This is a genomic window from Actinomadura sp. CNU-125, from assembly GCF_001942465.1.
Classification (GTDB): domain Bacteria; phylum Actinomycetota; class Actinomycetes; order Streptosporangiales; family Streptosporangiaceae; genus Spirillospora.
Window position 1 is genome coordinate 31,762 of record NZ_MKJY01000077.1, and the last position, 24,228, is coordinate 55,989.

Sequence of the window (24,228 nt, forward strand, 5' to 3'; positions counted from 1 at the left end):
GGCCCGGGAGATGGCCCGCCGCGAGCTGGAGAAGCAGATCTACCAGCGGGAGGAACCCTCCTGGCTGGAACGGACGTGGCACGACTTCCAGGACTGGCTGCGCGAGCTGCTCAACCAGGCGCCGGGCGGCGAGCCGCAGGGCAGCGGCAGCGGCATGCTCTCGATCCTGGTGATCGTGCTGGTGCTGGCGGCCGCGATCGCGCTGGCCGCCTGGCTGATGTGGGGGCGCCGCAACCCGCGCTCGCGGCGCGGGGCGCTGCTGGACGAGACGCGGCCCGCGACGGCGCTCGACCACCGGACGGCCGCCGAGCGGCTCGCGGCGGCCGGGCGGTGGGCCGAGGCGATCCGCGCGCGGATCCGCGCGGTGGCGCGCGACCTGGAGGAACGCGCCGTCCTCGGGCCGCGGCCGGGCCGCACCGCCGACGAGCTGGCGGGCGAGGCGGGCGCGGCGGTGCCGTGCTCGCGGACGCGCTGCGCGCCGCGGTGCGGACCTTCGACGACGTCTGGTACGGCGACCGTCCCGGCACCGCCGACGGGTACGCGCAGGTCAAGGACCTGGACGACCGGTTGCGCGCGGCCCGTCCGGCGCCGCTGGAGTCCGACGGGCCCGTCCCGGCCGGGCAGGCCGACGAGGATGGGGGGCCGCGATGGTGATGCAGGCACCGCCCGCCGGACCGGGCGCCGGAACCGGCGCGGCGGCGGGCGAGCCGTCCGCCCGGCAGGTCGCGGGACGCCGCTGGCGCGCGTCGCGCGGGATCCTGGCGGCGCTCCTCGCCATGGGGGTGATCGCGGTGATCCTGGCCGCGCTGCGCCCGTCGACGTCGGCGACGACGCTCGATCCGGAGTCGCCGAAGCCGGAGGGCAGCCGGGCGCTCGCCGCGATCCTGGCGCAGAACGGCACCAGGGTGGAGATCGCACGGAACGTGGACCCGTCCATGGTCGGGTACAACCCGGGCACCACGCTGGTGGTGACGCACACGGAGCGGCTCACCGACGAGGACCTCACGATCCTGCGCGCGTCCCAGGCGAACCTACTTCTCGTCCAGCCCACGTCCTACGTGCTGAACGACCTGGCCCCCGGTGTCGGTCTGGTGGCGAACACGTTCTCCGACGTGGACACCCCCGACTGCGACCTCCTGGCCACGCGCCTGGCGGGTCCGGTCTCGTTCAACGAGTCCTTCCTCTACGAAATCGAACCCGGCGCCCCGTCTGGCGGCACGGACGCCTGCTACCCGGAAGCGGGCGGCGCGCGCTTGGTACAGGTCCGGCAGCCCGACAAGACCGTCACCGTCCTGGGGTCGACTGCTCCGCTCATCAACGAGACCCTCGACGAGGAGGGCAACGCCGCGCTCGGCATCAACCTGGCCGGGTTCGGCCGCCACACCGTGTGGCTGATGCCGGAGCTTCCCGAGCCCGGCACCGCTGCGGGCGGGAAGTCGCTGACCGATCTGCTCCCGTTCGGGGTGAAGCTGTTCTTCCTGGAGCTGCTGGTCGCGGTGCTGCTGGTCGCGCTGTGGCGGGCCAGGCGGCTCGGCCCGGTCGTCGCGGAGGCGCTGCCGGTCGTGGTCCGCTCCGCCGAGACGGTCGAGGGCCGCGCCCGCCTGTACCGCGCGAGCCGCACCCGCGCGACCGGGCGGCGGACGCACTGCGCGCGGCGCTCGCGAACGGCTCGTCCCGCTGCTGGGGCTGCCGCGCTCGGCCGCACAGGACCCGGCCGCCGCGCAGCAGATCGTCCCGGCCGTCGCGGGCCGCACCTCCCATCCGGAGGCGGTCGTGGGCGGTGCCCTGTACGGTCCTGAACCCGTGGACGACGCCGGGCTGCTCGCCCTCGCCGACGTCCTCGACGACCTGGAAAGGCAGGTACGCGAGTCGTGAACCACCCTGTTGACCTCGGAAAGGGCGGCTGGCCCGGCGACGAGCCGGGCACCGGGCCCGCGGCGGTGCAGGACACGCCGCCCGACGCCGCGCGGCCCTCCGCGGAGGCGCTGCGGCAGTCCGAGACGGCCCGGGCCGCGCTCGCGGCGCTGCGCGGCGAGGTCGCCAAGACCGTCGTCGGGCAGGACTCCGTGGTGACGGGCCTGGTGATCGCGCTGCTGTGCCGTGGGCACGTGCTGCTGGAGGGCGTCCCCGGCACCGCGAAGACGCTGCTGATCAAGACGCTGTCGCGGGCGCTCGACCTGGACTTCAAGCGCGTGCAGTTCACTCCCGACCTGATGCCGGGGGATGTGACGGGCTCGCTCGTCTACGACAACCGCACCGCAGAGTTCGAGTACCGCGAGGGGCCGGTCTTCACGAACCTCCTGCTCGCCGACGAGATCAACCGGACCCCGCCCAAGACCCAGGCGTCCCTCCTGGAGGCCATGGAGGAACGGCAGGTTTCGGTGGAGGGCTCCGCGCGCCCCCTGCCCGACCCGTTCGTCGTGTGCGCGACGCAGAACCCCATCGAGTACGAGGGCACGTACCCCCTGCCCGAGGCCCAGCTCGACCGGTTCCTGGTCAAGCTGACCGTGCCCGTCCCCACGCGGGACGAAGAGATCTCGATGCTGCAGCGGCACGCGTCCGGGTTCGACCCGCGCGACCTGTCGGAGGTCAAGCCGGTCGCGGGCGCGGCCGAACTCGCCGCCGGACGGGCCGCGACGCGCGCCGTCCACCTCGACCCCAAGGTCGCCGCGTACGTGGTGGACCTGTGCCGCGCCACCCGCCAGTCCCCGTCCCTGCAGCTCGGGGTGTCGCCGCGCGGCGCGACGGCGCTGCTGGCGACGTCCCGCGCGTGGGCGTGGCTGTCGGGCCGCGACTACGTGACGCCGGACGACGTGAAGGCGCTCGCCCGGCCGACGCTGCGGCACCGCGTGGCGCTGCGTCCGGAGGCGGAGCTGGAGGGCGCGACCACGGACGGCGTGCTGGAGGGCATCCTCGCCCACGTCCCCGCGCCGCGCTGATGGCGCTGACCGGACGGCTGGGGCTGCTGGCGCTGCTCGGCGCGCTCGTCCCGATCCTGCTGCCGAGCTGGTGGACGCTGTTCGCGCTGTGGGGCGTCCTGCTGCTCGGCGTGGCCGCCGACCTGGCGCTCGCGGGCAACGTGCGGGTGCTGCGGTTCCACCGGTCGGGCGACGCGCGGGTGCGGCTGGGCGAGTCGGCGCGGGTGACGCTGACGGTGGAGAACCTCGGCAGGCGGCGGCTGAAGGCCCGGCTGCGGGACGTGTGGCCGCCGAGCGCGGGGGCGGCGCCCCGGACGGCGGACGTGGACGTCCCGGCCGGGGAGCGGCGCCGCGTGGAGCTGACGCTCACCCCGACCCGGCGCGGCGACCGGGAGGCCGTGACGGTCGTGGTGCGCTCGGTCGGCCCGCTGGGGCTGGCCGCGCGGCAGCTGTCGCGGCGGGCGCCGTGGACGGTGCGGGCGCTGCCGGCGTTCCCGTCGCGCCGCCACCTGCCCGCGAAGCTGGCGCGGCTGCGGGAGCTGACCGGCGCGCACGTCGCGCAGATCCGCGGGCAGGGCACCGAGTTCGACTCGCTGCGCGAGTACGTGGACGGCGACGACGTCCGCTCGATCGACTGGCGGGCCACCGCGCGCCGCGCCGACGTGGTCGTCCGGACGTGGCGGCCGGAGCGGGACCGGCGGATCTACCTCGTGCTGGACACCGGGCGGACGGCGGCGGGCCGGGTCGGCGACGTCCCGCGGCTGGACTGCTCGATGGACGCGGCGCTGCTGCTGGGCGCGCTGGCGTCCCGGGCGGGCGACCGCGTCGACATGCTGGCCTACGACCGGCGGGTCCGCGCCCGGGTGGAGGGCTCGTCCCGGACGGACCTGCTGCCCGCGATGGTGCACGCGATGGCGCCGCTGGAGCCGGAACTGCTCGAATGCGACGCCGCCGGGATGGTGTCGACGCTGCTGGCGCGGGTGCGGCAGCGGTGCCTGGTCGTGCTGCTCACCGAGCTGAACACGGCGGCGATCGAGGAGGGGCTGCTGCCGCTGCTGCCTCAGCTGACCGCCCGCCACCTGGTCGTGATCGCGGCGGTGTCGGATCCGCGGGTCGGGGAGATGGCCGCCGGTCGCGGCGACCTGGCGTCGGTGTACGACGCGGCCGCCGCCGAGCGCGCGCGGGGGGAACGCCGTCGGCTCACCGCGGAACTGCGCGGGCACGGCGTGGAGGTCGTGGACGCGCTCGACCCGAGGAGATCGCGCCGGCCCTCGCCGACGCCTACCTGGCCCTCAAGGCCGCCGGACGGCTCTGAAGACGGCCGCGCGGTGGACGAGCGGCGCCGTGCGGCACTCGGGCACGGGCCGGGGGCCGTCCCCGGCCCTGCGAGCGGCTGCGGACCCCGGCGGGGCCGATCGGCCGCTCAGCCCGCGACGGGCGCGAGGTCGGGCCGCAGTTCGGCGTCGCCGGTCTCGCCCCGCCGGGTCGCCCGCCTGCCGAGGACGATCACGTACGCGAGGAACGCCAGCTCGGCGACCACACCGATCGACACGCGCAGCCAGGTCACGTGCACCCAGCCCGTGACGAACCCCTCGATCAGCCCCGAGACGAACAGGACCGCGACGAGCCCGATGGCGATGCTCACGGCCGCCCGGCCCTCCTCGGCGAGGGCCTGGCCACGGGTGCGGCGCCCCGGGTCCACGATCGTCCAGCCCAGTTTCAGGCCGCCCGCGACCGCCAGGTACACGGCGGTCAGTTCGAGCAGGCCGTGCGGGAGGATCAGTCCGAAGAAGATGTCGCCCTTGCCGTGGGCGAACATCAGCCCGCCGGTGAGCCCCAGGTTCACCTGGTTCATCAGCAGGACGTACACGGTGGGTATGCCGAGCAGGATCCCGAAGATGATCGCTACTGCGGACACCCACGCGTTGTTGATCCACACCTGGAACGCGAAGGAGGACGCGGAGTGCTCGGTGTAGTAGTTCGCGAAGTCTTCTTCGACGAGCTGACGGATCTCGTCGGGAGCCCCCACGGACGCCTGTACCTCGGGGTTCTGCACCACCCAGATCGCCAGGGCGAGAGCCAGCAGGTTGCCCAGGACCGCGTTGCCCAGCCACCACCACCGCAACCGGTAGGCGACCGCCGGGAACGTCACGGTGGCGAACCTCGACACGTCCCGCCACAGCGCGCTGGGGGCCCGCCACGGCCGCCCTGCCCCGCGCCACGAGCGACGACAGCCGCCCGACCAGCTCCGGGTCGGGCGAACTGGACCGGACGACCGACAGGTGCGTCGCGGTGCGCTGGTAGAGCTCGACGAGCTCGTCCACTTCGGCACCGGTCAGCTTCCGCCCGCGGTTGATGAGGTGTTCGAGGCGGTTCCAGTCGGGGTTGTGCGCGGCCACATAGGCGTCGACGTCCACCCGGGGAGACTAACGCGTCTCCCCGCCGAACCGGCAAAATAGACAAGCCCCTGCATTGGAGGATCGGCACATGGGCCAACTCGTCACCGGCGAGGCCGTCGCGCTCGACATCCGGGTCGCGCGGCTGGCCAGCCGCGGCTGCGCCCTGCTGATCGACCTGGTGCTGCAGGTCGCGATCCTCAACATCGCCGTCTACGTCGCGAGCGCGACCGCGCTCGTCGCGGACGAGGCGTGGGCGATCGGGCTGTCGCTGCTGGCCACCGTCGCCGTGCTGGTCGGCTACCCGTGCGCGTCCGAGACGTTCACGCGCGGGCGCACGCTCGGCAAGATGGCGCTGGGCCTGCGGGTCGTCGGCGACGACGGCGGCCCGATCCGGTTCCGGCAGGCGCTCGTCCGCGCCCTGGCGGGCTTCATCGAGTTCTGGACGCTCTACGGCTCGCCCGCGCTCATCGCCTCGTTCTGCAACCGGCGGGGCAAGCGGCTCGGCGACATGTTCGCGGGCACGGTCGTCATCCAGGAGCGGTCGGGGTCCGGCCTGCTCCGGCCGGTCGCGATCATGCCCGCGCATCTGATCCCCTGGGCGCGCACGCTGGAGCTGTCGATGCTCTCCGACGAGCTGGCGATGACCGCGCGGCAGTACCTGTCGCGGTTCTGGGAGCTGCGGACGGACGTCCGCGACTCGCTCGGGCAGCGGATCGCGGGCGACGTCGCCGCGGTCGTGAGCCCACCGCCGCCGCCGGGCCGGCCGGAGATCATGCTGTCGGCCGTCCTGGCGGAACGGCGGCACCGCGAGCAGTGGCGGCTGGCCGAGCGCCGCGCCCGCCGGATGCGCCGGCTGGGCCTGCCCGTCCAGTGGCCGGGCGCGCAGCCCGCGCCCGTGATGGCGATGGCGGGACCGCCGCCGGGGCCGGGCGCGGGACCGCAGGGGCCGCCCGCGCCGCCGCCGTTCAGCGCGCCGGAGGCGGGCCGCCCGGCGTTCCTGCCGCCGCAGAACTACGGCTCGGGGCCGTACGAGGGCTACCTGAACGCCCCGCCCGGCCGGCCGCTGCCGGGGCCGGGGCCGCAGTACCCGGCGGGGCCGCAGCAGCCGTACCCGCCGTACCCGCAGGGCTGACGGCCGGGGCGGACGGCCGCCGAGCAGGGACGTCGCGCGCCGTTTGGCAGTTCGCGCCCGTTTCGCGCGCCGTCCTTGTGCACTTCTCCCACTTCCGTCGCTCCCGCGCACCTCCTAATATCCGAACAGATTTCATGTTCTGGAGGTCGCATGCGCGCCCGGATCACCCTCACGACCGTCCTGACGAGCGCGCTCGCCGCCGGAGCCGCCACCGGAGCCGTCCCCGCCCTCCCCGCGGCGCCCGCGCACGCGGAACAGGCGCCGCCGCGAACGATCGTCGACGACCGCGGCCGGACGCTGATCCTGCACGGCCTCAACACCGCGAGCAGCGCGAAGGGCCCCAGCGGCCTTCCCTGGATCGACCGTACGGACGTCGTGCGCGAGGCCCGCGAACTGGGCAGCAACTCCGTCCGGTACCTGATCCAGTGGAAGAACATCGAGCCCGAGCCAGGCCGGTACGACGACGAGTACCTGGACGACGTCGCCGAGCGCGTCTCCTGGTACCGCGAACAAGGCATGCACGTGATCCTGGACATGCACCAGGACATCTACGGCCCGGCCGCATGCGAGGGGTCGGGCAACGGCGCCCCCGCCTGGGCCACGTACACCGACGACCTGCCCTGCACCCCGCAGACGCCCTGGGTGCTGACCTACGTACAGCCCGCCGTCATCCGCGCCTACGACCACTTCTGGAACAACACGGGTGAGCACCCGGAACTCAAGCAGCGGTATACCGCCATGTGGAGGCACGTCGCAGAGCGCTTTGCCGACGACCCCGCCGTACTGGGCTACGACCTCTACAACGAGCCGTTCGGCGGCACCCGCCAGTTCGGCTTCTTCGAGGGGCCGATCCTCACGCCGTTCTACCAGGGCATCGTGGACGCGATCCGGGAGGTCGACCGGGACAACTGGATCTTCGTCGAGCCGCAGGCCCTCGGCCCGAACGAGGGCGCCGAGACGTCCCTCGGGACGCTGCGCGACCCGCGTCCCGGCGAGCCCCGCCTCGTCTTCGCGCCGCACTTCTACCCCGGCGGCGTCGACATCGGCGGCTCCTACGACGGGTTCACCGAACTGCTGGTCAAGGCCCAGTTCCTGCTGTGGAAGCGCAACATGCCGGCCGCCGCGCGGCGGCTGGGCATGCCGATGTGGCTCGGCGAGGTCGGCGGCATGCCCGCCGACGCGCCGGGCGCCGCGAAGTTCACCGGGGAATGGCTGGAGATGGCCGACGACCTGGGCATCGGCTGGGCGTACTGGTCCAGCGACCCGGGCGGCGCCGGGCCGACGGACGGCGACGGGAACCCGACGCTGTTCGCCGAACTCCTCGCGCGCCCCTACCCGCGCGCCGTCGCCGGTACCCCCACCGAGATCTCCTACGACGGGACGTCGCTCACAGTCGGCTGGCGCGCGCGCAGCGGGGCCTCCGGACCGACCGAGATCTGGTTCCCGGCCGACTCCCCCGTCGTGACGTCCACCGACCCCGAGGGCACCTGGAAGTACCGGTGGGACGCGCAACGCCACGTCCTGTCGGTGTGGGCGGACCCGGGCAGCACCACCCACACCGTGACCGTCAAGCCGTGACGGCGGGCCTGATGTTCTGGTTGTAGTGGAAGACGTTGTCGGGGTCGTACCGCCGTTTCACTTCCGCGAGCATCCGGAGGTTCTCCTCCCCCAGGCCCTCCCGGACGCGGTCGGTCCCTTCGTCGCCGATGAAGTTCAGGTAGACGGCGCCGGTCGACCACGGCCGCACGGCCTCGCGCAGGCCGTGCGCCCACGCGACGGCGCGCGCGTCGTCCGCCGCGTTCTCCCACAACCCGAACGGGTGCACGACCCAGGGGTCTTTCCGCCAGGGGATCGGGTATTCGGGTCCCCTGGCGACGGCCCCGCCCATCGGGAAGAGGACCTGCTGGGAGGGCGACGGGATCACCATGTCGGCGGACGTCTCGCAGAAGCGCGCCACGGCGTCGTCCGGGAACGAGTGCAGGTGCTCCGCCGACCAGTAGTTCCGGTAGCCCGGCGGGTCGTCGAGCATGCACTGGAGGTCCGAGTACGGCATCTCCGCCTGCATGCCTCCCGCGTGCCCGAGCCGCGCCATCGGCCCGATCACCGCGTTGGCCTTCGAGCCCGTCCCCGTGTAGGTCACGAGGAAGGCGAACACGCGGCGTCCCACGAGTTCGTCCGGAACGAACTCTTCCGGTGGCGCGGTCAAGTACAGGGCTCCGCCGCCCACTTCGTCTGGTGCGGATTTCATGAAGTCCCGGTAGGCGGCCAGGACCTCTGGGCCGGCCTCCACCGGCCACAGCAGGAGCGCCACGGAGACTGCCGGGAGCGGGTGCAGCCGCATCGTGAACGAGGTCGCGACGCCGAAGTTCCCGCCGCCGCCGTGCAGCGCCCAGAACAGCCGCGGGTTCTCCTCCTCGCTCGCCCGCAGGTGCGTCCCGTCGGCCGTCACCAACTCGACCGAGATCAGGTTGTCGCAGGCCAGCCCGAACTTGCGCTCCAGCCAGCCCGATCCGCCGCCGAGGACGAACCCGCCCACACCGGTCGTGGAGACGCGTCCCCCCGTCGTGGCGAGGCTGTACTCCGCGGCGGCCCGGTCGAGGTCGCCCATCGTCGCGCCGCCGCCGACGCGGGCCGTCCGGGCGTCCGGGTCGACGGTCACCGAGTTCAGCATCCGCAGGTCGACGACCAGACCGCCGTCCACCAGCGCCTTCCCCGCGACACCGTGCCCGCCGCCGCGGACCGACACCTCCAGCCCGCGCTCCCGCGCGAACCCGACCGCCCGCGCCACGTCATCGGTGTTCGCGCACTGCGCGATCACCGCCGGACGCCGGTCGATCATCCCGTTGAACAGCGTCCGCGCCTCGTCGTAGCCGGGATCGTCCGGCAGTATCACCGCACCCGCGAAACCCGTGCGCAGGTCGGCTTCCGTATGGGTGGTCATGCGCATCCCCCTTGCGCCGTCGCGGATTCAGGCCGCCGGTTCGATGTTCTGGTTGTGGCGGAACACGTTGTCGGGGTCGTAGCGCTTCTTCACGTCCGCGAGGCGCCGCATGTTCTCGTCGCCCCAGCCCTCCCGGACGCGTTCGCCCCCTCGTCCCCGATGAAGTTGAGGTAGAGGGAACCCGTCGACCACTGCTCCATCGACGTACGGACGTCCCGTACCCACGTCTTGGCGCGGACGTCGTCGGCGGGGTCCTCCCACAAGGCCAGCGGGTGCACGACCCACGGGTCTTCCCGCCACGGGATCGGGTACTCGGACGGCCCGCTCGCGACCGCGCCGCCCAGCGGAAACAGCGTGTGCCTGGACCCGGACGGCACGATCATGCCGTCGGCGAGCGCGCAGTAGCGCGCCACCGCCTCGTCCGGGAGTTTGCGCACGTGCTGCGCGCTCCAGTAGTTCCGGAGCCCCGGCCGGTCGTCGTCCATGCACTGGACGGCCGTGTACGGCATCTCCGCGAGCATCCCGCCCGCGTGTCCGTGCCCCATCATCGGCTCGATCATGGCGCGCATCTCCGGCTCCGTGCCGACGCAGGTGACGATGACGCCGAGCGCGAGCCGTCCGGCCAGGTCGTCCGGGACGAAGTCGGCGGGCGGGGCGAGCATGTACTCGGCGCCGCCGCCGATCTCGTCCGGCGCCGCCTCCATGAAGTCGCGCAACGCCGTGACGACGTCCGGGCCGGCCTCGGGCGGCCACAGCAGCATCGCGAGGCCCAGCGTGGCCACCGGGTGGAGCCGGAACGTGAAGGACGTGGAGACGCCGAAGTTCCCGCCGCCGCCGTGCAGCGCCCAGAACAGTTCCGGGTTCTCCTCCCCGCTCGCCCGGACGTGCCGTCCGTCCGCCGTCACCAGCTCGGCCGAGATCAGGTTGTCGCAGGTCAGCCCGTACTTGCGCTCCAGCCAGCCGGATCCGCCGCCGAGGACGAGCCCGGCCACACCGGTCGTGGAGACCCGGCCGCCGGTCGTGGCCAGCCCGTACTCCCCGGTCGCGCGGTCGAGGTCGGCCATGACGGCGCCGCCGCCGACGCGGGCCGTCCGGGCGTCCGGGTCGACGGTCACCGAGTTCAGCATCCGCAGGTCGACGACCAGACCGCCGTCCACCAGCGCCTTCCCCGCGACACCGTGCCCGCCGCCGCGGACCGACACCTCCAGCCCGCGCTCCCGCGCGAACCCGACCGCCCGCGCCACGTCATCGGTGTTCGCGCACTGCGCGATCACCGCCGGACGCCGGTCGATCATCCCGTTGAACAGCGTCCGCGCCTCGTCGTAGCCGGGGTCGCGGGGCAGTATGACCTCGCCCGCGAAGTCCGTCCGCAGGCCGGGATCGATGTGAGTGGTCATGTTCGTCCCTCTCGTCCAGGATCCGCTGTAGGAAGCGAGGGGTTCGGGACGTTCGCGCGAGCGGACATCTCCGCCGCCCTGCCGGGCCGTCACGCACTCCTCATTCTGCGCTTCCGGCCCGGGGATGAGAAAGACCTGCGGCTCCTCGGAAACCGAGAAGCCGCAGGTGAAAGGACATGCGAGGGGACGCCTTCGGGCGTGCGGGTCAGCTGCCGAGCGCGTTGATCCGCTCGTCGAAGGTCGGCCGCAGCTTCTTCACGCACATGATCGGCAGCAGCGCCTTCTCCTTGTCCTCGGCTTCGAGGTTGTGGGTCGTGCCCTTCGGGCACTCCCCCTCGGTCCGGGTACGGGCGAGCACCTTGGCGACGGCCTGCTCGGAGTCGCAGGACGCCGTCTTCAGCCCGCCGATCGCGAACTTCGGGTCCTGGATGCACTCGCCGGACGTGACGATCAGCCCCTGGCCGCCGAGGCACAGGACGGGCCGGGCGACGTCGCCGCCGAACGACTTGAGCTCCATCGTCTCCAGCGCGGTCGACGGGCACTCCTTCGCCGTGTCGACCCGCGCGACGACCTTCGCGTACGACTCCTTGTCCGTGCAGGGCGTCTCGCTGCCGAACGCGATCGACGACGTCACGCAGTCGCCGACGCCGATCATCGCCCCGCCCACGCCGGGATCGCCCGGGTGCGGGCCGTCGAGGTTGCGCGCGCAGACCGCCGTCGGCGTCCGTCCCTGCGTCTCCTCGCCGGTACGGACGCGCGCGACGCCGTCCGCCCCGGCGGGGCAGTCGGGCGACGAGGACATCCCGGCGCTCCCGGACTCGGCCACGACCTGGACGACCTTCGCCTTGGCCTTCGGGTCGTCGCAGAACACCCGCTCGGCCACCGGCACCTGCTGGTAGGAGCTCTGCTTCCCCTGCATGTCGAACCGGACGCCGATGCACTGATCGGCCTTCACGGTGCCTTCCGGCGCCGAGGGCTGCGAGGCCAGCACGACGGACCCGATGACGGCGCCGAGGACGAACACGCCGCCCACCGCCGCGACCACGAACACCCACGGCGACGTCTTGGCCCGCACCGGCGGGGGCGTCGGCCCTGGATACGGCCCCGGCGGACCGGGCGGCCCCGGCGGCTGAGGCGGCGTCCCCGACCCGTACATGGCGTCCTCCACTGGACCAATGATCACGAAGGCAAGGAACTTATCGCACCCGTCCGACACGTTCCGGACGAGCCCGGAGTTCGGCCGCACCGCCAGAACACCATCACAGAACCACCGGATTCGGACGCCCCATTTCCCTTTTACGGCAACACAAATACGGGGCATTTGCCCGTTTCGGGAACGAACTCGTCCGCGCGCGACGATCATCACCGAGCCGCCCTCTACTATTCGATTCTGCGAAACAGTGGGAGGCACGGGTGGAATCCAGGATTTACGAGGCACTGGCCCACGACGATCCGCACGAAATCGGCGGATACCGTGTCATCGCACGGCTCGGCGCGGGCGGCATGGGGCGGGTCTTCCTCGGCGCCACGCAGAGCGGCCGGCGCCTCGCCATCAAGGTCGTCCGGCCCGAATTCGCCGACGACCCGGAGTTCCGCCGGAGATTCACGCAGGAGGTCGCCGCGGCCCAGCGCGTCAAGAGCCTCTACACGGCCCCCGTCATCGACGCGGACACGGCCGGCCCGATGCCCTGGCTGGCGACCGAGCACATCCCGGGACCGTCGCTGGCCGCGGCCGTCCAGGAGTCCGGGCCGCTGCCCGTGGGGACGCTCTGCACGCTCGGCGCGGGGGTCATCGAGGCGCTGCAGGTCATCCACCGCGTCGGGATCGTGCACCGGGACCTGAAGCCGTCGAACGTCCTGCTGGCGGCCGACGGCCCCCGGGTCATCGACTTCGGCGTGGCCCGCGCCGCAGACGCCACCCCGCTCACCCGGACGGGCGGCGTCGTCGGGTCGCCGCACTACATGGCGCCCGAGCAGGTCCACGGCAGCTCCGCCACCCCGGCCCTGGACGTCTTCGCCTTCGGCTGCCTGCTCTTCTTCGCCGCGACGGCCCGCAGCCCCTTCGGCGACGGCCCGCCCCAGGCCGTGATGTTCCGGATCGCGAACAACGAGCCCGACCTCGACGGCTGCCCGGACGAACTCAGGTCGCTCGTCGAACGGTGCCTGCGGCGGGAACCCGCCGACCGTCCGACGCCCGAGGCGATCCTGAACGAGCTCACCGCGGACCGTCCGGCGGCGCCCCCGGAGCAGTGGCTGCCCGAGCCGGTCACAACGGTTCTGCAGGCTTACGAGGCGGTTCCCGCCGACCCGTCCAGGCGGCAGGCGAACACGGGCGGCCACCCGGTGGCCCCGCCGCCACCGCCCGTCGGGACGACGCCCGTCCCCGGGCAGACGGTCGCTCCCGGGCAGACGGTCGCCGGTGCGCCCACGGGCGTCCCGCCGGGCACCCCGCCGCCGGGGACGTACGGGTACCCGCAGCCGGGGCCGCCCGCCCCGCCGCCGGGCGGCAACCAGAAGACGCTGCTGCTGGCCGGTGGAGCCGTCGTCGCCGTCCTGCTCGTGGTGTTCGTCGCGGCCGCGCTCTTCGTGACGAGGGAGGACGATCCGCCGTCCGCCTCCGAGCGCGGCAACACCGTAGAACCGACGCAGACCGAGGCTCCGGTGAATCCGGCTCCCTCGACCTCGGCCCCTGCCCCCCCAGCCCGGCGCCGTCGGCCCCGGTCGACGGCGACCCCACCGAATCCGCGGGGACGAGCCCGTCACCGGGCGGCGGCGGTGCGGGCGCGCAACCGCCCGGCACCTTCATCGCGGAGTACGAGGGCATCGACATCACGTCCGGCTACGGGATCTTCTTCACCGACGAACCGACGCGCCCCGAGGAGAACCTGGACGGCGATCTCCACTACGACGGGTATTACCTGGCGGGCGACAACAAATTCGGTCCGATCGAAAGCGGACAGTCGCCCACCTATGAAACCTGCCACGCCAATACGAAGTACATGAACAACGTGGGCGAACCCCCCAATGGGTCGAAATGGTGCGTTTACACCAATACGAGCCTGCTCGGCGTCGTCACCGTCAAAGAGGTCGGCGACGGCTACGTGACCATCGATCTGAAGGTGTGGCAGGGCCCCGCGGACGCGTAGGACCCGCACGGCGCGCGACCGCTCTCACCCGACCAGGCGGCGCTCGGACGGGTCGATGGGGACGTCGTTGATGCTGGCCTCGCGGCGGCGCATCAGGCCGTCGTCGGCGAACTCCCACTGCTCGTTGCCGTGGCTGCGCCACCAGCGGCCGTCCGCGTCGTGCCACTCGTACTCGAACCGGACGGAGATGCGGTTTCCGGTGTAGGCCCACAGCTCCTTGCGCAGGCGGTAGTCGAGTTCGCGGTCCCACTTGCGGCGCAGGAAGCCCTTGATGGCGTCGCGGCCGGTGAAGAACTCGTCGCGGTTCCGCCAGACGGAGTCCTCGGTGTAGGCGAGGGCGACGCGTTCAGGGTCGCGGGTGTTCCAGGCGTCCTCGGCGGCCTGGACCTTGGCCCGGGCGGTCTCCTCGGTGAACGGCGGAAGCGGCGGTCGCATCACGGATGTCCTTTCCAGAGAACGAGCGTTCTCCAGTTACCCTAGAGAACGCACGTTCTCTACGCAAGGAGGGGCATGGACCGGCAGGAGGCCGAGACGCGGCTGCTGGACGCCGCCGAGTCGCTGTTCTACCGAAGGGGCGTCCAGGCGGTCGGCATGGACGAGCTGCGGACGGCGTCGGGCGTCTCGCTGAAGCGGCTGTACGGCACGTTCCCCTCCAAGGAAGCGCTGGTGACGGCGTATCTGGAGCGGCGCGACCTGCGCTGGACCGCCTCCCTGGAGGGCTACGTCGCCACGCGGGACGACCCGGTCGCCGCCGTCTTCGACTGGCTGGGCGAGTGGTTCGCGAGCGACGACTTCCACGGGTGCGCGTTCATCAACGCGTACGGCGAACTGGGCGAGGGCACGGCACCGGTGGCGGCCGCTGCGCGCGCGCACAAGGAACGGCTGCGGCGGTTCCTGCACGGACTGGTCGAGGACGACGTGCTGGCCGCGCAACTGGTGATGCTGGTGGACGGCGCCATCGTGTCGGCCGCGATGACCCGGGACCCCGGCGCGGCGGCGACGGCCGGGGCGGCCGCCGAAGCCCTGGTCCGGAGCAGGGTCACACGCACGTGACCTCGGGCTGCGGCTGGTACTCGGTGTGGTACTTCTCGCGGCGCACCTTGCGGCCGTCCTCCAGCAGGACGCGCCAGACGTCGATCTCGAACCCCTCGCGGCCGGTCGTGGGCACGCACCTGCTGCCGTGCCCGACGGCCGTGCCGTACGGGGTGCGGTCGTAGCGTCCGGACGTCCGCGACCGGACGTCGTAGCGGCGTTCGCCCCACAGGCTGACGGTGAGGGACGAGTCGGTGTACGCGACCTCGATGCGGACGGAGTCACCGGTGTCGTTGCGCCAGCTGAAATCGAGGTCGGGGTAGGCGACGGCCGCCTCGCGCCCGTCCGGGTACTCGGGCATCCACATGGTGTGCGCGCGCGCCTTCCGGATGTCGAGCCCGGCGCGGAAGACCGCGTTGTAGAGGGTCGAACTGACCTGGCAGATGCCGCCGCCGATGTCCTTCACGAGGCGCGACCCCATGATGACGGGCGCCGGGACGTAGCCGCGGTCGCGGGTGCGCGGGCCCACGACCTCGTTGAACGAGAACGTCGCGCCGGGCCGCACGACCGCGCCGTCCAGCCGGTGGGCCGCGATCTCGATGTTGCGGACGCGCGGCTCGCCCCGCTCGAAACGGGTCGTGAAGGTGCTCATCGGGCGTTCCACCGGGACCGCCCGCCGCACGGCGGCGCGATCGGGGACCGGAACCGCTCTCGCGGCGGGCTCGCCGGGCGCCCACAGGTACGTCGCCACCATCATGCCGTTGGCGACGAGCGCGCCGACGACGAACGGCCACCAGCGCCGGACATGGTCGCGCAGCGCCCGCTGGTCCGCGCGGTACCGGCGGTAATGACGGCGCCGGGTCCGTCCCACAGCTCACACCCCCCGCGGATCCCCGGTCGGGACCCCGGGACGGGAGCCTGCCGGACGCGATGGGGACGAACCGGCCGCCTTTACCTTCTATTCGAGAACTCCGTGCGGAAAACGCACGCACCCTACGCGCACGTTGATCTCCAGGTGGGACGCCTGGACGGACGGGACGGACGCGTCAGCGCGCGCGGGCGCCCTCGCGGAGACGGTTGGGGTCGACCTCCCGGGCCGGACGGCGGCGAAGGTACTCGCCCTCCAGCTCGTTCGTCCGCCGGGTGTGCTCCTCGAACGCCTGATCGGACGCGTGCCGGAGCGTCTCGAAGCGGGTCTCGTACAGATGGCCGAGCTCGCGGAACAGGTCGTCGTCGGGGAGTTCCCGCGGGTCGATTCCCATCGTCATCGCCTGTACCTCCTAGTAGCGGCGTTCCCGTCCCCTACCCGGACGTACACCCGCCATTCGGACCCCCCGCGGCTCACTCGGCGGGGCGGAAGACGGCGAGGGCCCGGCGGTGTTTGGCGAAGCGGATGGTGCCCGCCATCGTCGACACCTCGCCGTCGCGGGCGAGGCGCAGCCGCCCGCGGGCGACCACAGCTCCAATCCCCCGGCGTGCCACGCGCGGTAGCCGGGCATGAGGGGCAGGTGCCCGGCCAGGACGGCGGCGACGGCGCGGACGCGCGGCACCCGGCGGCCCGTCGCGACCACGCGGATGTCGAGGCGGCCGTCGTCGAGCCGGCTCCGCCAGGACGGGGCGGCGCCGGGCGTGCCGTAGACGCAGTTCCCCACGAACGCGAGCCAGACGCGCCGCCGGTGCCCGTCCACGTCCAGCTCGACCGGCTGGGAGCGGCGCAGGGTGCGGACGGCGGCGATCGCGAGCGCGGGCCACTTGCCGAGCCGCCGTTCGAGGCGCTCGCGCCGGTCGACGATCTCGGTGTAGGCGCCGAAGCTCGCGGTGTTGAGGAACAGCTGCTCCTCGTCCGTGCTCTGCACGGAGCCGACGTCCACACGGCCCAGACGTCCGTTGCGGTAGGCCGCGATCGCGTCCGCCGGGCTCTCGATCCCGTACGCGCGGGAGAAGTGGTCGAACGTGCCGCCGGGCACCACGAGGAGGGGCACGTCGTGCGTGAGCGCCGCGCGCGCGCCGGCGTTCACGGTGCCGTCTCCGCCCACGACGGCGAGGACATCGGCGCGGGCCGCGGCCTCCGCGAGCACCTTGTCGATGTCGTCTTCCGAGGCCGGCCGGACGATCTCGGCCGCGGGCAGCTCGCGTTCCAGGAGCCCGACCGTCATGTCGGTGGACGTCGGCAGGATCCCGGACGGTCCGTCGCCCGACCCCGCGTTGACGACCGCGACGATCCCGCGGCCCTCGGCGTCGACGCCGCTCGTCCGCGGCGCCGGCCGGGGCCGAGGCGGGCCGCGGGCGGGCGCGGGGCCGACACCGCGCGCGCCGCAGCGCGGCGAGCGCGCCGATGCCGACGCCCACGAGCACGTCGCCCGGATAGTGGGCGCCGGTGTAGACGCGGGCGAACGCGACGGCGGCGGCGGTCGCCGCGACGGGCGCGGCCACGGCGGCGGGGGCCTCCAGCGCCACGCGGTCGCGAACGCGGCGGCGGAGGCGGAATGGCCGGACGGGAACGCGTGCGAGGTCGGCAGCTTCCAGCGGATCCGCATCGGCGGGACCAGGTCCACGACGGGCCGCTTCCGGCGGAACGCGTGCTTGCCGATGATGTTCACCGCGGGGCTCGCCACGGCGATCCCGATGGCCCCGCGCAGCGCGGCGCGCCGCAGCGCGGGCCGTCCGGCGAGGCCGAGGACGCCGGCGGTGGTGAACCAGAGCACGCCGTGGTCGGCGAACCGGGACAGCCGGGGCAGGACGTACTCCAGGCCGGGCAGGTGCGCGGCGGCGACGCGGTCGAACGCCCACCGGTCGGCGCGGCCCAGCCGCCGCAGTACCCACGGCCGGCGGCGGCGCCGGGGTCTATGCTCGACCGCGGACACGGGCCGGGGCGTCGGCCGGGACGCGTTCTGCGCGGCTCCGGACGGGCCGGAGGGAGCCCTCGAGTGGTTGACGCGCATCCCTCGGGTATCCCCCAAGGCGCGACATGATTCCGGGAAGATCTCAAATCGGGGGTCACATGCGGGCGAACGTCACTCGGGCATCTTCGACTGCAATAAGCTTCCCGGCATGAGTCACCCGGAACGGCTCGGTTCCCCGGGTGGCGAGTCGGTCGGCACGATCGCGGAGCCTCCTCACGTGAACGAGAAGCTGTCCGACTACGCCGCACGGCATGGGCTGAGGCAGAGCGCGGCACGTCCGCCGCTGCGCAAGTACATCCGAGACGTGTGGGCCAGACGCAACTTCATCTGGGCCTTCGCCTCGGCGAAGAACATCTCGATGTACAGCGACTCGCGCCTCGGCCAGGTGTGGCAGGTGCTGACGCCGCTGCTGAACGCGGCCGTCTACTACCTGATCTTCGGGTTGCTGCTGCAGCTCGACCGCGGCATCCCGGACTTCATCCCGTTCCTGGTGACGGGCGTCTTCCTGTTCGGGTTCACGCAGCGGTCGGTCACCGCGGGGTCCAAGTCGGTCGGCGACAACCTGTCGCTGATCAGGGCGCTGCACTTCCCGCGGGCGACGCTGCCGCTCGCGATCGCGGTCGTCGAACTGCAGCAGCTGCTGCTGTCGCTGATCGTCCTGTTCGGGATCATCATCGCGTTCGGCGAGCCGCTGACGCTCTACATGTTCCTGTTCGTCCCGATCCTGATGCTCCAGCTGATGTTCAACGTGGGCATCAGCATGGTGATGGCGCGGCTCGGGGCGTTCAACCGGGACATCACGCAGCTGCTCCCGTTCGTCATGCGTACCTGGCTGTACGCGTCGGGCGTCATTTTCAGCCTGCCGCAACTGATGGAACGCGCCGATCTGCTGAACAACCACCCGTGGCTCGGCGAGATCCTCCAGGCCAACCCCGCGTACGTGTTCCTGGAGCTGAGCAGGCACGCACTGCTGGGCGAGTACCGGAACTACGTCGAGACCGGCCTGGGCATGACGTCCATGGGCCAGCTGTGGCTGTACGCGGTCGGCTGGGCCGTCGCCATGCTGATCGGCGGTTTCTACTTCTTCTACCGTGCCGAGGAGCGTTACGGCCGTGGCTGACACCAAGGTCCGCAACGAGGTCGAGATCGACCCCGCCCGGGAGCCGATCGTCGTCGTGGACGACCTGCACATCGTCTACCGGGTGTTCGGCGCGGGCGGCAAGGGCAACGCGGCGAGCGCGTTCTCCCGCGTGCTGCGGCGGCAGAACCGTCCGACGATGACCGAGATCCACGCGATCAAGGGGCTGTCGTTCGTCGCCTACCGCGGCGAGGCCGTCGGGATCATCGGCACGAACGGCTCCGGCAAGTCGACGCTGCTGAAGGCCATCGCGGGCCTGCTGCCGCCGCACAGCGGCGGCGTCTACACCGACGGGCAGCCGTCCCTGCTCGGCGTCAACGCCGCGCTGATGAAGGACCTCACGGGCGAGCGCAACATCGTCCTCGGCTGCCTGGCGATGGGAATGTCCCCGACCGAGACGAAGGCGAAGTATCACGAGGTCGTGAACTTCGCCGGGCTCAAGGAGGGGTTCATCCAGTACCCGATGCGGACGTACTCGTCCGGTATGGGCGCTCGCCTCCGGTTCGCGATCGCGGCCGCCAAGACGCACGACGTGCTGCTGATCGACGAGGCCCTCGCCACCGGCGACGCCAAGTTCAAGAAGAAGAGCAAGCGCCGCATCGACGAGCTGCGCAAGGAGGCCGGGGCGGTCTTCCTGGTCGCGCACCAGCTCGACACGGTGAAGGAGATGTGCGACCGCGTCCTGTGGATCGACGACGGCAAGATGCGCATGGACGGCCCGCCGGAAGAGGTCATCTCCGCATACACCGAAGCGACCGGGAAGTAACGGGCGACCGGGAAGCGACGGCGCGCCGCGCTCGGGCCGCCCGCGGCTGGTAGAGATGGACCGACACGAAGATCCGTCTCACGAGGAGGTCGCGATGGCCGCCAAGCCGCCGCTTCCGCACGAGTTCCTGCCGCAGGTCCCGTCGTTCACCGTCACCAGCGACGACGTCGCCGAGGGCGAGCCGCTCGGCGACGCGCACGTGTTCGACGACTGGGGCTTCTCCGGCGGGAACAAGTCCCCGCACCTGCGCTGGTCGGGCTTTCCCGCCGAGACCAAGAGCTTCGCGGTGACCTGCTTCGACCCGGACGCGCCCACCGGCAGCGGGTTCTGGCACTGGTCGCTGTTCGACGTGCCCGCCGAGGTCATCGAGTTGCAGACCGGCGCCGGGACCGAGGACGCCAAGGTCGGCGTGCACGCCCGCAACGACTACGGGGTGAAGGCGTTCGGCGGCGCGGCCCCGCCCCCCGGCGACCCGCACCGCTACGTCTTCACCGTGCACGCGCTGGACGTCGAGTCCCTCGGCCTCGACGCCGACACGGCTCCCGCCGTCGTGGGGTTCAACATCACCGCGCACACCATCGCCCGCGCCGTGCTCGTCCCCGAATACGGAAGCTGACGCCCCCGCCCGGGTCCGGGGCGCCCCCGGACCCGGTGGCGGGAACGGACATCCACCCTGCGGAAGAATTCGCTGATTCCCTCGCCGCGGCCGCGAGATGCTGGTGCTTCGCCACGCCAGCGAGAGGACGGGGCCGTGTCGACCTGGAGTCGGGAACAGGACCGCGAGGAGTACGGGTACGGGCTCGGCGACCCGGGCGGCGTGCTCGTGCTGAAGTACCGCTCGTCGGGCGGGATCGGTTTCGGTGAGAGCCGGCAGGACTTCCTGCACCAGCTGTACTGGTCGCCGGACGGGCCGCTCGCGACGTCCCAGGGGTTCATCACCGCGCCCCGGGAGGCGTACTGGGTGCGGCGCGCGGTGAGCCACGAGGTGCGGGCGGGCGACCGGCAGACCGTCTACCGGATCTGCCTGCGGGAGGTCCCGGCGAAGCTGACGGCGCTGCGCGCCGGTCCGGTGCCGATCGACGGCGAGGCGGCGCGGCTGATCGTGCGGATCGCCCACCGGGACTGCGACGAGGCGACCGCGTTCGCCGCGCGCCGCCGCATCCTGGCCGGGCTGGGCACCCCGCCGGTGTGGGCGCCGTCCGGGACGGGCGTGGCGCTGACCGTGGCGCGGGCCCTGTGGCGCGATCCGGCCGACAGACGCACCTGGACGAGTGGGCGGAGCGGCTGCGCGTCAGCGTGAAGACGCTGCAGCGCGACTTCGTCCGCGAGTTCGGTATGCCGTACACGCAGTGGCGCACCAAGCAGCGGCTGCTCGCCGCCCGGGTGCTGCTGTGCTTCACCCCGGTGACGCAGGTGGCGCCGCTCGTCGGGTACGCCAGCCCGTCGGCGTTCATCACGGCGTACACGAAGGAGTACGGGCACACGCCGGGGCGCACCGTCCCGCGCGCGAGCCGCATCTGAGAGCGGCCAGGCCGGAAACGGACCGTCCCCGTCCACACATGGCCGTTTTCTCCCGTTTACGGCGGTTCACCCGTCGTTGATCATTAGGGCGGGAGCGGACGGACGGGGGACGGGCCATGGCCTGGTTCACACGGCGGCGCGGGCCGGACCGGCACGATCCGGCGAGCATGCTGGAGGGCGCCGAGCGCGCACTGGGGCTGGGGCGGGCGGACGCGGCGCTCGGGCTTCTGGAGACGGCCGAGGAGGCCTGCCGGGCGGCGCCCGCCGCGCGGCTGGGGCTGCTCCTGGACGTCCTGCGCTGCAAGGGCGAGGCCCAGGCGGCGGCGGGCCGCGGCGCGTCGGCCGTCCTCACCCTCGACGAGGCGCTGACGGGCTACGACGCCGCGGCGGCGACCGGGCCGCTCTCGCCGCTCTTCCTGGACTACGGGCGGGCGCTCGTCGTGAACGCGGACGTCCTGCGCCGGTTCGGCGATCCGGACCTGGCGGTCGCCTCGGCGGACGGCGCCGTCCGGCAGTACTTGAACAAGTCATCCGAAATCAATTCATCGGTGAACGGATCGACGCACATCGACCGTTTCCGCCGCGCCACCGCGATCGCCTCGGAGCTGCACGCGGCGGGCGGGCGGCTGCATCTGGCCCTCCAGGTGGACGACATGGCGGTGCAGGCCGCGGGACCGGCCGGGCCCGCGCGGGGCCCGGCGACGGCGCGCAGGGCCGTGCACCTGCGGGCGGACGGGCGGGCGCGGGAAGCCGACGAGCTGATCCGCGAGCTGCGGCGGTCCTGGCCGGAGGCGCTCGCGGAAGCGGAGGCGACGTTCGCGGCGCCGCCGCGGATCACGCTGCGGCAGGCGATCGAGAAGGCGCGCGCGGGGCTCGGGAAGGGGGCGCTGACGTACTCGCTGGAGGCGGTGCTCACCGACCCCGGCGACAAGACGGCCGCGGGCTGGATGACGTCCGTGCGCGCCCCGGCGAAGGCGCTGCCGCCCGCCGCCCCCTCCTCGCCCGCGCGGCGGCGGCCCTGGCCGCCGATCGCGGGGACGTGCCGGAGGACGTCGCGCCCGTCCTCGCGCTGGAGGCGCACTACATGTTCGCCGCGGCCTCGGCCGAGCAGGTGCAGGAGATGCGGCACGGCCTCGGCGGTTCGGCCCGGACTGGGCCCGCGCGCTGCTGTGGCTGGCGCGCGACGTCCACGGCGGGACGGACGCGGCCCTCGCCGCCGATCTGGCGGACTGGCTGCGCGGGGTGGTGCTGCGGCTCCGCCCCGTCGCCTCGTCGACCCCGGCGTCGCGGCGGTCATCGAGGAGTGCCACCCGTTCGCCTCGGGCGGCTGAGCCGACCCGCGCACGGCATCGGACGGCTCGGACGGCTCGCCCGCCGCGGTGCGGCGTGTCCGCCCGGGGGCGGACACGCCACGGCGGGGTCACCCCTGGAAAGGGAAACGGTCCGCGAAGGCGGGCTTGAGGTCGTCCAGCCAGACCGCCTCGGGGTCGTACTTGGCGAAGAACGGCTTGCGACGAGCGAGGAGTCGCGCGCCTGGATGAAGTGCAGCGCGAACACCTTCTCCCCGAACATGTCGAGGACGCCGTCCACGCAGACCTTGCCGGGCGTGGCGGACATCGACGGCCCCCGGACGGTGCGGGCGAGCCCGGAGACGTTGCTGTAGGCGTCCCGGAAGATCTCGTACGCGTCGGCCAGGGGAACCGCGAAGTAGTCCTGGGGGCCGTGTCGCGCTCCACGAACATGTAGTACGGGACGAGCCCCATGCGCGTCTGCACGCGCCACATCGTCTCCCAGGTCCGCGCGTCGTCGTTGATCGTGCGGATCAGCGGGGCCTGCGTGCGGATGACCGCGCCGGTGTCGCGGATGCGGCGGCACGCCTCGGTGACCATGAGCGGTTCGAGCTCGCGCGGGTGCGTGAAGTGCGCCATGAACGCGAGGTTCTTGCCCGACTCCACGACCTGCTCGAACAGGCGGAGCATGTCGTCGGCGTCCGGGTCGGTGACGAACTTCTGCGGCCAGTACGCGAGCGACTTGGTGCCGATGCGGATCGACTCCAGCTGCTCCAGGTCCAGCAGCGGCTCGACGTAGCGGCGCAGGACCGGCTCGCCCATGATCATCGCGTCGCCGCCGGTGAACAGGACGCTGGTGACCTCGGGGTGCGCGATCAGGTACTCGCGCAGCGCGGCGGGCTCGTCACCGGCCATCTTCAGGTCGGCTTCGCCGACGAACTGCGCCCAGCGGAAGCAGTACGTGCAGTACGCGTGACACGTCTGTCCCTGCTTGGGGAAGTACAGGACGGTCTCGTCGTACTTGTGCTGCATCCCGGGGATCTTGCCGTCGCCGAAGCTCGGGATGTTGAGCTCCATCTGCCCGGCCGGATGCGGGTTCAGCTTCATCCGCACCGCGTGCGCGGCGGCCTCCACCTCCGCCTTGGGCGCCTCCCGGGCGAGCAGGTCCGACAGGTGCGCGACGTCCCCGGCCGGGAGCATGTCCTCCTGCGGGAAGACGAGCCGGTAGATGGGGTCGTCGGGCGCCGCCGTCCAGTCGATCAGCTCGTCGATGACGTAGGCGTTCGTCCGGAACGGCAGGACGGTCGCGACGGCCCGGGTGGCGAGCCGCTGTGCCGGCGAAAGCCCGGCACGAGCGGTCAGCTCGTCGAGGTGCTTCGCCGTGAAGGCGCGGAACTTGCGACCGGTGGATCGCATGGCGGGGGCCGCGTCGTTCACCAGTGTCACGTGTTGGTACTCCTTGCTGTCGGCGGGCACGACGCGCCGGATGGACGCGTCGTCACGGACTGTGAGCAGAGGACCGGCAAGTCACCCCCATTGAACAGTCCTTGGGCGGTTCCTGCCGAATTGATACCCCATACACGGTACGGGGCAAGCCCGGTCAGTCAGGATCCCGACAAATCACCCGGACATGATCGTGGACGCGG

Annotated in this window: 23 protein-coding genes and 4 pseudogenes; 15 read left to right on the plus strand and 12 right to left on the minus strand. The window is 72.6% G+C overall.

Annotation, left to right across the window (positions count from 1 at the left end):
• Positions 1 to 39: 39 nt before the first annotated feature.
• Complete coding sequence (locus BJF79_RS57160; protein ID WP_187356983.1) at positions 40 to 417, minus strand: hypothetical protein; 378 nt, start codon at positions 415 to 417, stop codon at positions 40 to 42.
• Between BJF79_RS57160 and BJF79_RS66695 the strand changes: the two genes are divergently transcribed.
• The 4 genes and pseudogenes from BJF79_RS66695 to BJF79_RS10585 all read left to right on the plus strand — a co-directional run bounded on the left by BJF79_RS66695 (position 331) and on the right by BJF79_RS10585 (position 4,233).
• A complete protein-coding gene (locus tag BJF79_RS66695; protein WP_075896675.1) occupies positions 331 to 654 on the plus strand; it encodes a DUF4129 domain-containing protein in 324 nt (107 codons plus the stop codon). The two genes, BJF79_RS57160 and BJF79_RS66695, sit on opposite strands and share 87 nt — an antisense overlap.
• Positions 648 to 1,799 (plus strand): DUF4350 domain-containing protein, encoded by a 1,152-nt coding sequence (locus BJF79_RS10575; RefSeq protein WP_083733324.1) that lies wholly within the window; start codon positions 648 to 650, stop codon positions 1,797 to 1,799. Before BJF79_RS66695 ends, BJF79_RS10575 begins: the two co-directional genes overlap by 7 nt.
• 186 nt (positions 1,800 to 1,985) lie before the next feature.
• Complete coding sequence (locus tag BJF79_RS10580; protein WP_075896715.1) at positions 1,986 to 2,939, plus strand: AAA family ATPase; 954 nt, start codon at positions 1,986 to 1,988, stop codon at positions 2,937 to 2,939.
• Positions 2,939 to 4,233: pseudogene (locus tag BJF79_RS10585) on the plus strand (DUF58 domain-containing protein). Before BJF79_RS10580 ends, BJF79_RS10585 begins: the two are co-directional and overlap by 1 nt.
• Positions 4,234 to 4,341: 108 nt before the next feature.
• Here the strand turns inward: BJF79_RS10585 and BJF79_RS10590 are convergent.
• Positions 4,342 to 5,335: pseudogene (locus BJF79_RS10590) on the minus strand (stage II sporulation protein M).
• 70 nt (positions 5,336 to 5,405) lie between these two features.
• On the opposite strand from BJF79_RS10590, the gene BJF79_RS10595 reads away from it, so the two are divergent.
• Both BJF79_RS10595 and BJF79_RS10600 read left to right on the plus strand, forming a co-directional pair.
• Positions 5,406 to 6,449 carry an RDD family protein gene (locus BJF79_RS10595; protein WP_075896677.1) on the plus strand — a complete coding sequence of 348 codons (1,044 nt, stop codon included), beginning with the start codon at positions 5,406 to 5,408 and terminating at the stop codon, positions 6,447 to 6,449.
• 150 nt (positions 6,450 to 6,599) lie between these two features.
• Positions 6,600 to 8,027: a cellulase family glycosylhydrolase gene (locus BJF79_RS10600; RefSeq protein ID WP_075896679.1), complete on the plus strand. Its 1,428-nt coding sequence runs from the start codon at positions 6,600 to 6,602 to the stop codon at positions 8,025 to 8,027.
• Here the strand turns inward: BJF79_RS10600 and BJF79_RS10605 are convergent.
• The 4 genes from BJF79_RS10605 to BJF79_RS10615 form a co-directional block, all read right to left on the minus strand.
• Positions 8,017 to 9,390 carry an FAD-binding oxidoreductase gene (locus BJF79_RS10605; RefSeq protein WP_075896717.1) on the minus strand — a complete coding sequence of 458 codons (1,374 nt, stop codon included), beginning with the start codon at positions 9,388 to 9,390 and terminating at the stop codon, positions 8,017 to 8,019. The genes BJF79_RS10600 and BJF79_RS10605 overlap by 11 nt on opposite strands.
• A gap of 27 nt (positions 9,391 to 9,417) precedes the next feature.
• Positions 9,418 to 9,501 (minus strand): BBE domain-containing protein, encoded by an 84-nt coding sequence (locus tag BJF79_RS59295; RefSeq protein ID WP_262401831.1) that lies wholly within the window; start codon positions 9,499 to 9,501, stop codon positions 9,418 to 9,420.
• Positions 9,480 to 10,787, minus strand: coding sequence for an FAD-binding oxidoreductase (locus tag BJF79_RS10610; protein ID WP_262401823.1), 1,308 nt, complete (start codon positions 10,785 to 10,787; stop codon positions 9,480 to 9,482). Before BJF79_RS10610 ends, BJF79_RS59295 begins: the two co-directional genes overlap by 22 nt.
• A 205-nt stretch (positions 10,788 to 10,992) precedes the next feature.
• The gene (locus BJF79_RS10615) at positions 10,993 to 11,862 is read right to left on the minus strand and encodes a hypothetical protein (protein WP_075896681.1); all 870 of its coding nucleotides are present in this window, start codon (positions 11,860 to 11,862) and stop codon (positions 10,993 to 10,995) included.
• A 338-nt stretch (positions 11,863 to 12,200) separates the two neighbouring features.
• On the opposite strand from BJF79_RS10615, the gene BJF79_RS59300 reads away from it, so the two are divergent.
• Both BJF79_RS59300 and BJF79_RS55325 read left to right on the plus strand, forming a co-directional pair.
• On the plus strand, positions 12,201 to 13,790 hold the full coding sequence (locus BJF79_RS59300) for a serine/threonine-protein kinase (protein ID WP_075896683.1): 1,590 nt from the start codon (positions 12,201 to 12,203) through the stop codon (positions 13,788 to 13,790).
• A complete protein-coding gene (locus tag BJF79_RS55325; protein WP_158079149.1) occupies positions 13,787 to 13,933 on the plus strand; it encodes a hypothetical protein in 147 nt (48 codons plus the stop codon). Before BJF79_RS59300 ends, BJF79_RS55325 begins: the two co-directional genes overlap by 4 nt.
• A 24-nt stretch (positions 13,934 to 13,957) precedes the next feature.
• Here BJF79_RS55325 and BJF79_RS10625 read toward each other — a convergent pair whose 3' ends face one another.
• A complete protein-coding gene (locus BJF79_RS10625) occupies positions 13,958 to 14,368 on the minus strand; it encodes a nuclear transport factor 2 family protein (protein WP_075896685.1) in 411 nt (136 codons plus the stop codon).
• Positions 14,369 to 14,443: 75 nt separating this feature from the next.
• Between BJF79_RS10625 and BJF79_RS10630 the strand changes: the two genes are divergently transcribed.
• Positions 14,444 to 14,986, plus strand: a complete 543-nt coding sequence (locus BJF79_RS10630; protein ID WP_075896687.1) for a TetR/AcrR family transcriptional regulator — start codon at positions 14,444 to 14,446, stop codon at positions 14,984 to 14,986.
• Here BJF79_RS10630 and BJF79_RS10635 read toward each other — a convergent pair.
• The 4 genes and pseudogenes from BJF79_RS10635 to BJF79_RS65435 all read right to left on the minus strand — a co-directional run.
• Positions 14,973 to 15,836 carry a VanW family protein gene (locus tag BJF79_RS10635; protein WP_075896689.1) on the minus strand — a complete coding sequence of 288 codons (864 nt, stop codon included), beginning with the start codon at positions 15,834 to 15,836 and terminating at the stop codon, positions 14,973 to 14,975. The two genes, BJF79_RS10630 and BJF79_RS10635, sit on opposite strands and share 14 nt — an antisense overlap.
• A gap of 175 nt (positions 15,837 to 16,011) precedes the next feature.
• Positions 16,012 to 16,233 carry a DUF6158 family protein gene (locus tag BJF79_RS10640; protein ID WP_075896691.1) on the minus strand — a complete coding sequence of 74 codons (222 nt, stop codon included), beginning with the start codon at positions 16,231 to 16,233 and terminating at the stop codon, positions 16,012 to 16,014.
• Positions 16,234 to 16,245: 12 nt separating this feature from the next.
• Positions 16,246 to 17,121 (minus strand): diacylglycerol/lipid kinase family protein, encoded by an 876-nt coding sequence (locus BJF79_RS59305; RefSeq protein WP_262401832.1) that lies wholly within the window; start codon positions 17,119 to 17,121, stop codon positions 16,246 to 16,248.
• Positions 17,122 to 17,314: 193 nt separating this feature from the next.
• A pseudogene (locus BJF79_RS65435) lies at positions 17,315 to 17,788 on the minus strand (hypothetical protein); the annotation flags it as partial.
• Positions 17,789 to 18,016: 228 nt separating this feature from the next.
• Here BJF79_RS65435 and BJF79_RS10650 point away from each other — a divergent pair.
• From BJF79_RS10650 to BJF79_RS10670, 6 genes are all read left to right on the plus strand, one after another.
• Positions 18,017 to 18,988 (plus strand): ABC transporter permease, encoded by a 972-nt coding sequence (locus tag BJF79_RS10650; RefSeq protein ID WP_083733325.1) that lies wholly within the window; start codon positions 18,017 to 18,019, stop codon positions 18,986 to 18,988.
• Entirely contained in the window at positions 18,981 to 19,772 is a 792-nt protein-coding gene (locus BJF79_RS10655; protein ID WP_075896693.1) for an ABC transporter ATP-binding protein, read from the plus strand. The genes BJF79_RS10650 and BJF79_RS10655 overlap by 8 nt, the downstream gene beginning before the upstream one ends.
• A 94-nt stretch (positions 19,773 to 19,866) precedes the next feature.
• On the plus strand, positions 19,867 to 20,388 hold the full coding sequence (locus BJF79_RS10660; protein WP_075896695.1) for a YbhB/YbcL family Raf kinase inhibitor-like protein: 522 nt from the start codon (positions 19,867 to 19,869) through the stop codon (positions 20,386 to 20,388).
• Positions 20,389 to 20,523: 135 nt separating this feature from the next.
• Positions 20,524 to 21,072, plus strand: coding sequence for a hypothetical protein (locus tag BJF79_RS10665; protein ID WP_262401824.1), 549 nt, complete (start codon positions 20,524 to 20,526; stop codon positions 21,070 to 21,072).
• Entirely contained in the window at positions 21,069 to 21,293 is a 225-nt protein-coding gene (locus BJF79_RS59315; RefSeq protein ID WP_262401825.1) for a helix-turn-helix domain-containing protein, read from the plus strand. The genes BJF79_RS10665 and BJF79_RS59315 overlap by 4 nt, the downstream gene beginning before the upstream one ends.
• 116 nt (positions 21,294 to 21,409) lie before the next feature.
• On the plus strand, positions 21,410 to 22,624 hold the full coding sequence (locus BJF79_RS10670) for a tetratricopeptide repeat protein (RefSeq protein ID WP_075896697.1): 1,215 nt from the start codon (positions 21,410 to 21,412) through the stop codon (positions 22,622 to 22,624).
• A gap of 89 nt (positions 22,625 to 22,713) precedes the next feature.
• Here the strand turns inward: BJF79_RS10670 and BJF79_RS59320 are convergent.
• A pseudogene (locus BJF79_RS59320) lies at positions 22,714 to 23,998 on the minus strand (KamA family radical SAM protein).
• Positions 23,999 to 24,228 lie beyond the last annotated feature (230 nt).